Origin of the sequence: Streptomyces cupreus (assembly GCF_014257025.1) — a bacterium.
Classification (GTDB): Bacteria; Actinomycetota; Actinomycetes; order Streptomycetales; family Streptomycetaceae; genus Streptomyces; species Streptomyces cupreus.
This window is the reverse complement of the sequence record NZ_JACMSF010000022.1, coordinates 108,965-122,133: the sequence shown is the minus strand read 5'-3', so window position 1 is coordinate 122,133 and position 13,169 is coordinate 108,965. Positions and strand designations below refer to the sequence as shown.

The following is a 13,169-nucleotide window of genomic DNA, read 5'->3' as shown; positions in this document are numbered from 1 at the left end:
GCGGACGTACGTCCAGCTCTGCCAGGCGTGCGGGGTCCAGCACGATGTCGATCACGGCGATCCGGTCCCGTACGACCGTGAAGTCCAGCACCCGGTCCACCCGGCCGTCGACCAGCATCGCCAGACCCGGCCGGCCGTCGACCAGCGCGGGCCGGGTGAGGCGGGCGAGGCGGGCGAAGCCCGACGCGCCCCTGGCCACCGCCAGGGCCCCCGTGCTGATCCCGGCCTCGGTGCGCGCCACGACATCGGGGTCGAGCACCTCGACCAGCGCGTGGAAGTCCCCCTCGCGCACCGCGGCCAGGAAGGCGTCGACGACCGCCCGCTGACGGGCCAGGTCGGCCTCCGGCGGCTCGGCGCCCTGCACCCGCCGCCGGGCCCGGCTGGCCAGCTGCCGCGCGGCGGCGGGGGTACGGCCGACCACGGTCGCGATCTCCTCGTGGGGCACGGCGAACAGGTCGTGCAGCACGAACGCCAGCCGCTCGGCGGGCGTCAGGGTGTCCAGTACGACGAGCAGGGCGACGCCCACGGAGTCGGCGAGCAGCGCGTCCTGCTCGGGGTCGGCGGCGGTGGCGGCGGGCTCCGGCCCCACGGCCTCCAGCGGCCGCTCGGCGCGCGAGCCACGGGAACGGAGCATGTCCAGGCAGACCCGGCCGACGACCGTGGTCAGCCAGCCGCCCAGGTTGTCGATCCGCGCCGGTTCGGACCGGCTGAGGCGGAACCATGCCTCCTGCACGGCGTCCTCGGCCTCGGCGGAGGATCCGAGCATGCGGTAGGCGACGGCGCTCAGGTGTCCTCGGTGCGCCTCGAAGCGCTGGGCGAGGTAGTCGTGGTCGGTCGGCATCTGTCCGTCACACCCTCTCGTGGTGACCTGTGCGGTCACTGACCTGACGGAGGAGACGGTGCCGATGTGACGGACGGCCGCCCGGGACTATCCCCAGTCGCGGCCCGACCGCCCCCGCTTGGTGTCCGAGCGCTGCTTCTTCTCCCGCAGACGGCGTTCGTTGATGCCCCGGGGGATCCGGGTCGGCCTGCGCGGCTTGGGCGGCGGCGCGGTGGCCTCCGCCAGCAGCGCCGCGAGGCGTACGGCGGCGGTCTCGCGGTTGCGCCACTGGGAGCGGTGCTCGGAGGAGCGGACCGTGAGGACGCCGTCGACCAGGCGTCCGGCGAGCCGCTGCAGCGCCCGCTGCTTCCACACCTCGGGCAGCGCCTCGGTGCGCGCCAGGTCGAAGCGGAGCTCCACCTGGGAGTCGCTGGTGTTGACGTGCTGTCCGCCGGGCCCCGACGAGCGCGAGAAACGCCACATGAGCTCGGCCTCGGGGAGCGAGACGGAGCCGCGAACGACGTAAGGACCGGACATGCCCTCCATGGTCGCGCGTCTGTCCGGTCCACGTCACCCGAATATCGCACCCGGAAGGGCGAGTAAAGAAAGTAAAGCGAGCTGGAACCTCGCGTACCCCTCTCGACGTTCATACGGGTAGCTGTAGCTTCGTGCTCGTACGCAAAACGAGGGAAGGGACTCCCAACAATGGCTGTAAGCCTGTCCAAGGGTGGCAACGTCTCGCTCACCAAGGAGGCTCCGGGCCTGACCGCCGTCACCGTGGGCCTCGGCTGGGACGTCCGCACCACCACCGGCACGGACTTCGACCTCGACGCCTCCGCCATCGCGGTCAACACGCAGGGCAAGGTCTACTCCGACGCCCACTTCGTGTTCTTCAACAACAAGCAGACCCCGGACAGCACCATCGTCCACACCGGTGACAACCGCACCGGCGAGGGCGCGGGCGACGACGAGGCGATCAACGTCAACCTGGCGGGCCTCCCCGCCGACGTCGACAAGATCGTCTTCCCGGTCTCGATCTACGACGCCGAGACCCGCTCGCAGAACTTCGGCCAGGTCCGCAACGCCTACATCCGCATCCTCAACCAGGCCGGCGGCGCCGAGATCGCCCGCTACGACCTGTCCGAGGACGCGGCGACGGAGACGGCCATGGTCTTCGGCGAGCTGTACCGCAACGGCGCGGAGTGGAAGTTCCGCGCGGTCGGCCAGGGCTACGCCTCGGGCCTGGTGGGCATCGCGCAGGACTTCGGCGTCAACGTCTGATTCGACGCTGCGCTGTGCTGGAACCCCTGGCTTCGGCCGGGGGTTCCGGCGTCCCGCGCGGTAGGTTGCCCGGCGTGAATCTCACGCCGCTCACCCTCGCCCCCGACCACGACATCCCGGCCGCGGTGCTGACCGAGCTGACCGCGCTCTACGCCGCCAACCGCGAGTTCCACGCCCTGAGCGGCGACTTCCCGGACCCGGACGACATCCGGCCGGAGCAGGTGGCGGCCGCGCTGGCCGAGGAGTTGGCGAACCCGGACGTCGAGGTACTGCTCGCCCGCAGCGAGGGGCGGCTGGTCGGCATCGCCATCGCCCTCGCCCACCACCCCGACCCGGACGACCCGGACCCGTGGATCGGCCTGCTGATGGTGGACGCGAGCGCGCACGGCCGGGGACTCGGGCGGCGGATCGCGCGGGGCGTCGAGGACCGCTTCCGCGGGGCGGGCCGCACCGCCGTACGTCTCGCCGTCCTGGACAACAACCCCAGTGGCCTCGCCTTCTGGACCGCGCTCGGCTACGAGGTCGTCGACCACCGCGAGGACCGCCGGCTGGCCCGCCCCTGCTCGGTCCTGCGCAAGCCCCTGCGCACCCCGCGCCGCGCCGCCCGGGTCGCCGTCCTCGCCCCCGACGGCTCGGTCCTCCTCTTCCGCTACGACAACGTCGAGGTCGGCGTCCACTGGGCTCTGCCCGGCGGAGGCCTGGAGGCCGAGGAGAGCCCGCGCGAGGGTGCCCTGCGCGAACTGCGCGAAGAGACGGGCTGGACGGATCTGGAACCGGGCCCGCTGCTGTGCACCTGGGAGCACGACTTCACCCATGGGGTCACCCCCGTCCACCAGCACGAGCACATCTACGTCACCCGAGGCCCACGCCGCGAGCCCTCCGGCCCCCAACTCGCCGCCGCGCACGCCCAGGACGGCATCCTCACCTGGCGCTGGTGGACACGCGAGGAGCTGACCGCCGAACCGGAACCCGTCTGGCCGCCCGATCTGGCCCGGCTTCTGACGGAGTGGGAGGCATCCGTATAACGGATGGCGTCCGTATAACGGATCCTCAGAATCGGCTTTCGGATACGAACACGTAAAGTCTTGACCGCACCCTGTCAAACAGGGCGGTTCCAATGTCACCCTCTCCTGGCTCGCCGCAACTCTGTGCCCCACCTGTGCCCCAACCATGGGGCCAGCGACGAAGGAGACCGAGTGAGTCAGCAATCACGCAAGACGGCCCTGCGCGCCTCCGCCCTGATCGGGTCGGCCGCGATGGTCGTGCTCGCGCTGCAGAACGGCCCCGCCTCCGCGGCACCCGAACCGGACACCACCGCGGCCCTCCCCCTCAGCGCCTCGGCCCGCGCCGCCGCCATCAAGTCGGCCCAGACGGACGCCGGTTCGACGGCCCGCGAGCTCGGGCTCGGCGCGCGGGAGAAGCTCGTCGTCCGGGACGTCGTCAAGGACGCGAACGGCACGGTCCACACCCGCTATGAGCGGACGTATGCCGGCCTGCCCGTCCTCGGCGGCGACCTGGTCACACATGTCACCGAGGGCGGTGACCTGAAGGGCGTCGACAAGGCGACCAAGGTCCGGATAGCCGTGGCGTCCACCGACGCCGCGATATCCGCCGCCACCGCGAGGAAGTCCGCCCTCAAGGCGGCCGACGGCACGGCCTCGACCCCCCGCAAGGTCGTCTGGGCCGCCGACGGCAAGCCGGTCCTCGCCTACGAGACGGTCGTCAAGGGCTTCCAGCACGACGGCACCCCGAGCGAGCTGCATGTCGTCACCGACGCCGCCACCGGCAAGCGGCTGTACTCCTTCGAGGCCATCGAGACCGGCTCGGGGACCAGCCAGTACAGCGGCACGGTCCCGCTCGGCACCACGGCCTCCGCATCCGGCGGCTACGACCTCACCGACGCGGGCCGCGGCGGCCACAAGACGTACGACCTGAACGGCGCCACCAACGGCACCGGCACCCTCTTCCACGACGCCGACGACGTCTGGGGCGACGGCACCCCGACGAACCGTCAGACCGCCGCTGTGGACGCCCACTACGGCGCCGCCGTGACCTGGGACTTCTACAAGAACGAGCTGGGCCGCAACGGCATCCGGGGCGACGGCGTGGCCGCCTACAGCCGCGTCCACTACGGCAACGCCTACGTCAACGCCTTCTGGTCGGACCAGTGCTTCTGCATGACGTACGGCGACGGCGCGGGCAACCTCAAGCCGCTCACCTCGCTCGATGTCGCCGGGCACGAGATGACCCACGGTCTGACCTCGGCGACCGCGGGCCTGCGCTACAGCCGTGAGTCCGGCGGTCTGAACGAGGCCACGTCCGACATCCTCGGCACCTCGGTGGAGTTCTTCGCGAACAACTCCTCCGACGCCGGCGACTACCTCATCGGCGAGAAGATCGACATCCGGGGCAACGGCACTCCGCTGCGCTACATGGACAAGCCCAGCAGGGACGGCAACTCCGCCGACTACTGGTCCCGCACGGTCGGCCGCCTCGATGTGCACTACTCCTCGGGCGTCGCCAACCACTTCTTCTACCTGCTGTCCGAGGGCAGCGGCGCGAAGACGATCAACGGCGTCGCCTACGACTCCCCCACCTACGACGGTTCCACGGTCACCGGGATCGGCCGCACCAAGGCGTACCTGATCTGGTACCGGGCCCTGTCGACGTATATGACCTCGTCGACCAACTACGCGGGCGCCCGCGCGGCGACCCTCCAGGCGGCGAGCGACCTGTACGGCGCGAACAGCCCGGAGCAGCAGGCGGTGGCGGCGGCCTGGAAGGCCGTCAACGTCAACTGACGCCACACGGGAAGCCGGACCGGTTTCAGGGGCGGTCCGGCTTCCCCTCCCCGTACAGCCAGTCCTCCCAGATCCGGCCGAAGTCCTCGTCCGGCGCCTGCTTCTCGACGTACTCCGTGAAGTCGTCGGTGCTGGCGTTCCCGTGCCGACGGGCCGCCGTCCACCCCTGCACGAGGTCGTAGAAGGCGTCGTCGCCCACCTTCTGCCGGATCTTGTGGACGACCATCGCGCCACGGTCGTAGACCGGCCGGTCCGAGATGTGCCCGGCGCCGGTCGGCTCGGCGGGCGGGAAGGCCCAGAGGTCGGCGTCGTCACTGTCGTACAACGCCTCGAACGTCTTCTGCGCGCTGTCGCCGCCCTGGTCCTCCTCCCACAGCCACTCGGCGTAGGTCGCGAACCCCTCGTTGAGCCACATGTCCCGCCAGGACTCGGGCGTGACGGAGTTGCCGAACCACTGGTGGGCGATCTCATGCACGAGCAGCTCGGTGTCGGGGTCGCCCGGGAAGACGGGCCGGTTCTGGGTCTCCAGGGCGTACTCGGAGTCCCCGGCGCGGGCGATGATCACGCCGGTGGAGGAGAAGGGGTACGGACCGAAGTTGTATTCCGCCCACTCCATGACGTCGGACAGCTCGTCGACGCTCTCCCCGGACTCGCCCTCGCTCGGAGCGACAGCCGTGTACACGGGGACGTCCCCGGCCGTGGACCGCCGGATCTCGTACTCGCCGATCGCGACGGTGGCGACATGGCTCGCCATCGGCTCGGCGCCGCGCCAGGTGAAGGTCGTACGGCCCTTGCTCGTCCGCTCGCCGGTCAACTCCCCGTTGGAGACGGCGCGCAGGCCCTTCGGCACGGTGACCGCGATGTCGTACGACGCCTTGTCCGAGGGGTGGTGGTTGCCGGGGAACCACGCCATCGACCCGGTCGGCTCGCCGAGCGCGAGGGCGCCCCGCGAGGTGGGCAGCCAGCCCTCCTCGGAGCCGTCCGGGTCGGTGATGGTCCGGGGGGTGCCGGAGTAGCGGACCCGCACCTCGAAGGTCTCGCTCTCGTCGAGCTCGCGGGGCGGGCGGACGGTCAGCTCCTGACCGTCGCGGCTCCAGCGGGCGCCCTCGCCCTCGACGGTGATGGCGTCGACCGTCAGTCCCGTGAGGTCCAGGTCGAACGCGGAGAGGTCCTGGGTGGCGCGGGCCGTGATGGTGGCCGTACCGGTGAGGTGTCGGGAGGCGGGGTCGTAGGCGAGGTCCAGGGCGTAGTGGCTGACGTCGTAGCCGCCGTTGCCCGCCTTCGGGAAATAGGGGTCGCCGAGACCGGAGGAACCGCGGCTGCCGTGATCCCCGCCGCCGCATCCCATCAGCGCGACGAGCATCAGGGCAGGGACAAGGCGCAGGGACCGGGTCACGATCGCGATCCTACGAGGCCGTGACACCATCGCCTCGTGCTCGACATCGGCTACGCCCTCTCCAACCGCTTCCCGGATCCCCCGCAGACGGACTACCGCCGCGCGGACGTCCACGCGCTGCGGCACGACCTGTTCTGCGGTGATGTCTATCTCGCGGACGCCAAGGCGGACCGGGAGTTGTCCACAGCCTGGGGATGGGTGCCGGTGCTGGACTTCGCGTGGGCGCTGTGCGACATCGTGGAGCGGATCGACCAGGACCCGGCGGGCTCCCGGGCCTCCCGCCCGCAGCGGGCGGAACTGGACTTCACCGAGTCCACCGACCGCATGCTCTTCGAGCGCCGCTTCGGCTGGGTGGACGTGGAGGCGGACTGGATGCCGGCGGAGGAGGCCCCGCTGACCTTCTCCCATACGGAGCTCAGACGCGAGGCCCGTGACTTTCTGCACGACCTGATCGCCGACCTGTGCGACCTGCACGAGGCCCTGGCGGAGAACCCGGCGATCTGGACCCTCCAGGCCCGCTTCCCCCGCGTGCCCTGACCCGCAGTGCCTGTGACACAGGCACTCACTCCTCCACCCGGATCCCCAGCGCCCCCGCCAGATCCAGCAGTTGCCCCGCACTGATCACCGCCCCCGCCAGCCGCTCCACCCCCCGCGCGATCTCCAGTGACGCCGCCTCCCTGAGGTCCACGTCGCTCAGGGTCGCCCCGGCCAGGTCCGCGCCCTTCAGGACGCAGCCCGGGAACGAGACCCGCTCCAGCGTGGCACCGCCGAAGTCCGGCTCCACCAGGACGCAGTTCTCGAAGACGACGTCTCTGAGGCGGCTCCCGCGCAGGTTCAGGTAGTCGATCTTGCCGCCGCGGATCAGGACGCGCTCCAGGGCGGCGCCGTGCAGCTGGACCCCGCCCAGACGCGCATCGAGCAGCTCCACATCACGAAGGGTCGCCTCGGACAGGTCTGTGCCGACTCCGCGCGGGGCCGTGAGCACCGAGTCCAGGAAGCGGGCGTGGCCGAGTCCCGTCTCGTCGAGCACGCACGCTCTGAGCGCGCAGTCCATGAAGCGGGCGCCGCCCCCGTCCTGCCCGGCGAGATCCGCCTCCCGGAACTCCAGCCCGTCGTAGTCCCCGTCCGGCTCCAGCTCACCCCCGGTGTACGGCTCCAGTGCCGGCAGCCGCACCTCGGGGCGCCGGGCCGCCTTCACCCTCGTACCGCCACCACCCGTAGTCGCCATGCACCCCATGCTGCACCCCACCACTGACAACGGCTCTGACCTGCACAAACCCGGCCGATGTCACATTCGAGGGTGCTCGCTGCGTCGTACTGGAAGAAAGGCCACCAAGCAGAAGGCCACCCGAGCAGAGGGAGACCCCTATGCACCGCATCACCGTCATCGGCGGCGGCTTCGCCGGACTCTCCGCGGCCATCACCGCCGCCGAAGCGGGCGCCAAGGTCACCGTGTACGAGGCCCACCACAGCCTGGGCGGACGGGCGCGGACCGCCGAGGGGCCGTACCGGACGAACGAGGGACCGCACGCCCTCTACAACGGCGGCCCGCACTGGGCCTGGCTCAAGCAGCGCGATCTGATCGGACCGCTCGCCCCGCTCCCGCCCCTGGAGGCCGCCCGGCTGCGGCTGCGCCACAAGGGCGTGCTGCGCCGCACCCCGCCCTTCGGCATGCTCAAGATGCTGCGCCGCGGACTGCCCCAGGCGCCCGTCGACGTGGACTTCCTGAGCTGGGCGTCCGGTATCGCGGGCGAGGAGGGCGCCCGCGCGGCCGCGCACTACTCCGCCGTGGCCCTCTTCCACCACGACCCCGGCGCGCTGTCCGCCGCCTTCGTGCAGGAGCGGCTGCGCCGCGCCACCAAGCTCCCCCCGGAGGCGCACTACCCGCGCGGCGGCTGGGGCAGTGTCATCGGGCGGATGGCCGACCACGCCTGGAACCTCGGAGTCCGGATCGAGACCCTGTCCCGTGTCGACACCCTCCCGACCGACGCCCCGGTCGTCGTCGCCACCTCCATGGACTCCGCGCGGCGGCTGCTGAAGGACGACAGCCTGACCTGGACGAGCGGGCGTACGGCGCTGATCGACCTGGCCGTGCGCACCCGGCGCGGGGACGCCTTCGCCGTGTCCGACCTGGACCGCCCGGGGTGGATCGAGCGGTTCACCGCGCAGGACCGGACCCTCGCTCCGGCCGGTGAGCAATTGATCCAGGGGCAGATCCCGCTCGGCCCGGGCGAGTCGAAGGCCGCCGGCATCGCCCGTGCCGAGCACCTGCTGGACCTCGCCTTCGAGGGCTGGCGGGACCGGGTCACCTGGCGGCGGGAGGCGCTCGCGAACGGCCGTACCGGCGCCGTGGACCTGCCCGGCACCAGCTGGCGGGACCGCCCGGCCATCGACAGGGGCGACGGCGTCTTTCTCGCGGGCGACCAGGTCGCCGCGCCCGGAGTGCTCTCCGAGGTGTCCTTCAACAGCGCCCTGACCGCGGTGTCGCTGGCCCTCGGACAGAACGCACTTGACCTCAAGCATGCTTGAGGTTGAAGAGTGGTCCCCCGGAAGAGCCAACGAGTGATGGGGGACCCCTGATGCACGCCATCCGCCTGCACGCCTTCGGACCGGCCGAGAACCTCACCTACGAGCAGGTCGAGGACCCCCGGCCGGGCCTCGGCCAGGTCCGTATCGCCGTCGCCGCGGTCGGTGTCCACCTCCTCGACACCGCTCTGCGCGAGGGCGCGCAGGGCCCGGCCCCCGCCCCGACGCCGCTGCCCACCGTCCCGGGCCGCGAGGTCGCGGGCGTGGTCGAGTCCCTCGGTGAGGGCGTGGCCGAACTCTGGCTCGGCAAGCGGGTGGTGGCCCACCTCGGCTTCGCGCCGGGCGGGTACGCCGAACTCGCCGTCACCGATGTCGAGCGGCTGCACGAGATCCCGGAGAACCTGGACTTCGCCGAGGCGGTCGCCATGATCGGCACGGGTCGTACGGCGATGGGAATCCTCCAGTTCGCCGAGCTGGGACCGGACTCCGTGGCCGTCGTCCCGGCGGCGGCCGGCGGCATCGGGACCCTGCTCGTGCAGTACGCCAAGAACGCCGGCGCCACCGTCATCGGCCTCGCCGGCGGCCCGGAGAAGGTCGCCCGCGTCCAGGCGAACGGCGCCGACCTCGCCGTCGACTACAAGGACCCCGACTGGCCGGAGAAGGTCCGCGCCTGGCTGGGCGGGCGTGCGGCCACGGTGGTCTTCGACGGCGTGGGCGGCAGCGCGGCGAAGGAGGCCGTGGCGCTGCTCGGCCCCGGCGGCAAGCACATCGTCTTCGGCTGGTCCGGCGAGGGCATCCACGACGGCGAGCCCTACCTCGTGGAGGGCGTCTCCGAACAGGTCCTCGGCCCGGTGATGCTGGGCAAGGCAGGCGGCCCCAACCCGGTCCGCACTCTCGAACTCCGGGCCCTGGTGGAGGCAGCGGAGGGCCACCTCCGCCCGGCCGTCCAACGCTTCCCGCTGGCCGAGGCCGCCGCGGCCCACCGGGCGCTGGAGACGCGGGGGACGACCGGGAAGGTCGTACTGGAGCCGTGACGGGTCAGTGCGCTTCCGTATGTGTGGAACCGCGCCGTGGAGCGGCATGGTTATTGCCTGGCCCGAGCCTCGATCGCGCCGCTACCGTCACCCCGTGATCGACATTCCGGGCGAGCTGGCGGAACGCGCCGCGCACTTCCTCCGGCAGTGGGACCTGCGCCGCGACGGCCCGCCCATGCGCGGCCGCTGCGCGCACGTCCTCCCCGTGCTCCGGGCCGACGGCACACCGGCCGTGCTCAAGCTCCAGGACGTCGACGACGAGACCGTCGGGGAGCCGATCGCGCTACGGGCCTGGAACGGCGACGGGGCCGTGAGGCTCCTGGCCGCCGACAGCGGCACCCTTCTCCTCGAACGGCTCGACTCGGACCGCGAGTTGGACGACCTCCCCGACACCCGCGAGGCCACCCTCGTCATCGCCGAGCTGCTGGCCCACCTGACCGCCACCCCCGCCCCACCGGAACTCCGCCGCCTCGCCGACATCGCCCCGCGCCTCCTGGACCGCACAGCGGCCCTGCTCCCCCGGATGAAGGACCCGGCCCCGCTCGCGGACTGCGCGGCGGCCGTGCGGGAGGTCGCGGGCGAACCCGGCGACCGACTCCTGCACTGGGACCTGCACTTCGAGAACGTCCTGGCCTCCGACCGCGCCCCCTGGCTCGCGATCGACCCCAAACCCCTGGCGGGCGACCCCGGTTTCGAGCTGTTCCCGGCGCTGTGGAACCGCTTCGACGCCGACGAGGTCCGCTGGCGCTTCGACGCGATGACGGACGTCCTTGGCCTGGACCGGGACCGGGCGCGCGCCTGGACACTGGGCCGGGTGCTCCAGAACTCGGTGTGGCAGATCGAAGAGGGCGGCCTTCCGCTTCCGGAGCACCTGGAAATCGCCGACCGTCTGCGCGGCCAGGGCGGTTAACCTCGCGACATGATCCGCACCGCGACCCCCGCCGACATCCCCGTCATCCACGCCCTCGTCCGCGAGCTGGCCGAGTACGAGAAGGCCCCGGACGAGGCCAAGGCGACCGAGGAGCAGCTCCACGAGGCCCTCTTCGGCGACCGCCCCGCCGCCTACGCCCACCTGGCCGTCGACGACACGACCGGCGAACCGGTCGGCTTCGCCCTGTGGTTCCTGAACTTCTCCACCTGGCGCGGCGTCCACGGCATCTACCTGGAGGACCTCTACGTCCGCCCCACCGCCCGAGGCGCCGGCCACGGCAAGGCCCTGCTCACCGAACTGTCCCGGATCTGCTTGGAGCGCGGCTACCAGTGCCTGGAGTGGTCCGTCCTGAACTGGAACACCCCGTCCATCGCCTTCTACGAGTCCCTGGGCGCCCGCCCGCAGGACGAGTGGACGGTGTACCGGCTGACGGACGAGGCGCTGGTCAAGCTGGGCAGCTGAGCAGGCCCCGGGCGACCTCCAACGGGTCCGCGCCGAGTTCGGCATGCACCGCCATGACCAGCTCGGGCCGGGCGAGCAGCGCCTCCCCCGCCGGATCCCCGGCCGACCGGGCCGCGAGCCCGAGGCCGACCCAGGTCTCGGGGTCGCCCGCACCGCGCAGGATCCGCTCCCGGTACGCCGACAGCGCGGCCGCCGTGTCCCCGGTGACCAGGGCGATGTCCTCGGGGCGTGCGCCCTCCACGGTGGCGCCGGGGTCCTCGCGCAGGGCTTCAAAGCCGGCCGGGTCGGCCAGCAGCCAGCGCAGCAGCACGGCACGGGTGTCGAAACCGCGCGCCGGAGTGCCGGTGACGAGCTCCGGCTCCCCCCGGCCCTCCGGGCGGCCTTCCGCGTGTGCGCGTACCACCCGCGGGTCGGGACGCAGGTGATACGCGCGCCAGGTCGCCCGGTGATCGGCAGCCGCGAGCTCGGCGGCGACCCGGGCCCGTTCCTCCACCGGCTCAGCCAGCCAGGGCGCGAGCCGCGCCTCCAGCTCGGCAAGCAGCCGCCGCCCCGACTCGGTCAGCCCCTCCGCCGCACTGATACCCCGCAGGGCATGCGCGGTCTGGGCCCGCCACAGCGCGAACTCGAAGCGCCCGAGCGGGTGTTGACGCTCACGCCAGAACCGGGTGACACCGAAGAAGGCGTACACCCCCTGCAACAGCCCGCCGAGCGGGCGCGGATCGTCCCGCCAAGGGGCGTAGTGCAGCCGTCCGGCGGCGCCCTGGTCGTCGTACAGGGTGAACAGGTGCATGAAGGCGCTGAGCTTGTTGTGCTGGAACTCGTGCACCAGTGTCGAGGCGAGCTGCTCGCCGTCGTCCGGGACGGAGGCGAGGGCGGCGCCGAAGGCGTCACCGGAGGAGGCGCTGTGCGGGCGGAAGCGTTCGGCACGGGGGCGGGGTACGAGGGTCACAAGACCGTCGCCCAGCGCCCCGGCCGCCTCCGCGTCCAGCCCGCGCAGGATCTCCCACGCCGCCGAGAACAGCTCCTGCCAGTCCTCGGCGGCGACGGGCTCGGTGGGGACGGGCGTGCGCAGGGTGCGGTACGGGTCGGCGTCGTCCAGGAGCAGGGCGCATCCGTCGGCGCTCAGCAGGGTCAGGGGGTGCCAGTCGGGCCCGCCGAGCGGCCGCCCGGCGACCAGTACCTGCCCCTCGGCGGCGGTCACTTCGGCCGTCGACCCGTCGGGCACGCGCATCGCTCCGAGCGCGGGCAGTACGGCCCATCCTTCGTGTACGGGGACGGCGGTACGGAAGTCCAGTCCGGCCCGGATCGCCGCGCTCGCCGCGACGGCCTGCAGATAGCCGGTGTCCGGGGGCGCATCCCCGGCCGCCGTAGCGCGCAGCCGGCGCAACGTATGTGCCGCCCACACACCGACGGCCGGATAGGCCAGCAGCTCCTCGAAGGCGTCCTCGTCCACGGCCCGCGCCCGCATGAGGAGTTGCCAGGCATCCGTCAGCGGATGTGCGGCGGAGGCGTCCAGCAGGGCACGTACGACCAACAGCCGCCAACTGCGCTCGCTCGCCCGGAGCGCGGCCACGGTCGCGGAACCGCCGCCGCCGCCGAGAAGTTCGTCGAAGGACTCGGCGGCCAGGACGTGCGGGCTAGTCACGTTCGTCGCGCTGCGGGTTGTAGCCGCCGAGGCTGCCGGCCGGATCGTCGATACGGCTGAGCAGTCGCCGCAGGGAGCCGTCGGCGGCCGGGTGAAGGGGGAGGGAGGGCCAGGCGTCCAGTGGGACACCGCTCAGGTCGATCAGCTCGGACTCGACTCCGGACTTGTCCATGACCCCGTCCATTCCACTGTTTCAGGTGTTTCATGTGTTTTCCAGCGGTTTCAGATGGTTTCCGACCGCCTCAGCGACCCTAGTGCATCACAGCCGACTCA

14 protein-coding genes are annotated in these 13,169 nt (G+C 72.0%); 8 read left to right on the top strand and 6 right to left on the bottom strand.

Features of this window, described 5'->3' with window-relative positions:
- A partial coding sequence (locus tag H4N64_RS21480; protein WP_186284026.1) for a sigma-70 family RNA polymerase sigma factor occupies positions 1-841 on the bottom strand: 841 nt, incomplete at its 3' end.
- 87 nt (positions 842-928) lie between these two features.
- Positions 929-1,366, bottom strand: a complete 438-nt coding sequence (gene arfB, locus H4N64_RS21475) for an alternative ribosome rescue aminoacyl-tRNA hydrolase ArfB (protein WP_186284025.1) — start codon at positions 1,364-1,366, stop codon at positions 929-931.
- Between the two features lie 159 nt (positions 1,367-1,525).
- Between arfB and H4N64_RS21470 the strand changes: the two genes are divergently transcribed.
- From H4N64_RS21470 to H4N64_RS21460, 3 genes are all read left to right on the top strand, one after another.
- Entirely contained in the window at positions 1,526-2,101 is a 576-nt protein-coding gene (locus tag H4N64_RS21470) for a TerD family protein (RefSeq protein ID WP_186284024.1), read from the top strand.
- 74 nt (positions 2,102-2,175) lie between these two features.
- Positions 2,176-3,126 (top strand): GNAT family N-acetyltransferase, encoded by a 951-nt coding sequence (locus H4N64_RS21465; protein WP_186284023.1) that lies wholly within the window; start codon positions 2,176-2,178, stop codon positions 3,124-3,126.
- Positions 3,127-3,357: 231 nt separating this feature from the next.
- Positions 3,358-4,902 carry a M4 family metallopeptidase gene (locus tag H4N64_RS21460; protein WP_260859849.1) on the top strand — a complete coding sequence of 515 codons (1,545 nt, stop codon included), beginning with the start codon at positions 3,358-3,360 and terminating at the stop codon, positions 4,900-4,902.
- A gap of 25 nt (positions 4,903-4,927) precedes the next feature.
- Here the strand turns inward: H4N64_RS21460 and H4N64_RS21455 are convergent, their stop codons facing one another.
- Entirely contained in the window at positions 4,928-6,328 is a 1,401-nt protein-coding gene (locus H4N64_RS21455; protein ID WP_186284021.1) for a M1 family metallopeptidase, read from the bottom strand.
- Positions 6,329-6,334: 6 nt separating this feature from the next.
- On the opposite strand from H4N64_RS21455, the gene H4N64_RS21450 reads away from it, so the two are divergent.
- On the top strand, positions 6,335-6,835 hold the full coding sequence (locus H4N64_RS21450; RefSeq protein WP_186284020.1) for a hypothetical protein: 501 nt from the start codon (positions 6,335-6,337) through the stop codon (positions 6,833-6,835).
- A gap of 25 nt (positions 6,836-6,860) precedes the next feature.
- Here the strand turns inward: H4N64_RS21450 and H4N64_RS21445 are convergent, their stop codons facing one another.
- Positions 6,861-7,535 (bottom strand): pentapeptide repeat-containing protein, encoded by a 675-nt coding sequence (locus H4N64_RS21445; protein ID WP_186284019.1) that lies wholly within the window; start codon positions 7,533-7,535, stop codon positions 6,861-6,863.
- Positions 7,536-7,666: 131 nt separating this feature from the next.
- Between H4N64_RS21445 and H4N64_RS21440 the strand changes: the two genes are divergently transcribed.
- The 4 genes from H4N64_RS21440 (at position 7,667) to H4N64_RS21425 (ending at position 11,251) form a co-directional block, all read left to right on the top strand.
- A complete protein-coding gene (locus H4N64_RS21440; protein WP_186284018.1) occupies positions 7,667-8,827 on the top strand; it encodes an NAD(P)-binding protein in 1,161 nt (386 codons plus the stop codon).
- A gap of 50 nt (positions 8,828-8,877) precedes the next feature.
- A complete protein-coding gene (locus H4N64_RS21435; RefSeq protein WP_186284017.1) occupies positions 8,878-9,858 on the top strand; it encodes a zinc-binding dehydrogenase in 981 nt (326 codons plus the stop codon).
- A 94-nt stretch (positions 9,859-9,952) separates the two neighbouring features.
- Positions 9,953-10,768, top strand: a complete 816-nt coding sequence (locus H4N64_RS21430; protein ID WP_336246747.1) for an aminoglycoside phosphotransferase family protein — start codon at positions 9,953-9,955, stop codon at positions 10,766-10,768.
- A gap of 9 nt (positions 10,769-10,777) precedes the next feature.
- The gene (locus H4N64_RS21425) at positions 10,778-11,251 is read left to right on the top strand and encodes a GNAT family N-acetyltransferase (RefSeq protein ID WP_186284015.1); all 474 of its coding nucleotides are present in this window, start codon (positions 10,778-10,780) and stop codon (positions 11,249-11,251) included.
- Here the strand turns inward: H4N64_RS21425 and H4N64_RS21420 are convergent.
- Positions 11,235-12,896 carry an aKG-HExxH-type peptide beta-hydroxylase gene (locus tag H4N64_RS21420; protein ID WP_186284014.1) on the bottom strand — a complete coding sequence of 554 codons (1,662 nt, stop codon included), beginning with the start codon at positions 12,894-12,896 and terminating at the stop codon, positions 11,235-11,237. The two genes, H4N64_RS21425 and H4N64_RS21420, sit on opposite strands and share 17 nt — an antisense overlap.
- Positions 12,889-13,068, bottom strand: a complete 180-nt coding sequence (locus tag H4N64_RS21415) for a hypothetical protein (RefSeq protein ID WP_186284013.1) — start codon at positions 13,066-13,068, stop codon at positions 12,889-12,891. The genes H4N64_RS21420 and H4N64_RS21415 overlap by 8 nt, the downstream gene beginning before the upstream one ends.
- Positions 13,069-13,169 lie beyond the last annotated feature (101 nt).

Excerpts from the sequence above, each read along its gene's own strand:
- arfB (WP_186284025.1), bottom strand. The coding sequence starts at position 1,366 with ATGGAGGGCATGTCCGGTCCTTACGTCGTTCGCGGCTCCGTCTCGCTC.
- H4N64_RS21470 (WP_186284024.1), top strand. The coding sequence starts at position 1,526 with ATGGCTGTAAGCCTGTCCAAGGGTGGCAACGTCTCGCTCACCAAGGAG.
- H4N64_RS21460 (WP_260859849.1), top strand. The coding sequence starts at position 3,358 with ATGGTCGTGCTCGCGCTGCAGAACGGCCCCGCCTCCGCGGCACCCGAA.
- H4N64_RS21455 (WP_186284021.1), bottom strand. The coding sequence starts at position 6,328 with ATGGTGTCACGGCCTCGTAGGATCGCGATCGTGACCCGGTCCCTGCGC.
- H4N64_RS21445 (WP_186284019.1), bottom strand. The coding sequence starts at position 7,535 with ATGGGGTGCATGGCGACTACGGGTGGTGGCGGTACGAGGGTGAAGGCG.
- H4N64_RS21440 (WP_186284018.1), top strand. The coding sequence starts at position 7,667 with ATGCACCGCATCACCGTCATCGGCGGCGGCTTCGCCGGACTCTCCGCG.
- H4N64_RS21435 (WP_186284017.1), top strand. The coding sequence starts at position 8,878 with ATGCACGCCATCCGCCTGCACGCCTTCGGACCGGCCGAGAACCTCACC.
- H4N64_RS21425 (WP_186284015.1), top strand. The coding sequence starts at position 10,778 with ATGATCCGCACCGCGACCCCCGCCGACATCCCCGTCATCCACGCCCTC.
- H4N64_RS21415 (WP_186284013.1), bottom strand. The coding sequence starts at position 13,068 with ATGGACAAGTCCGGAGTCGAGTCCGAGCTGATCGACCTGAGCGGTGTC.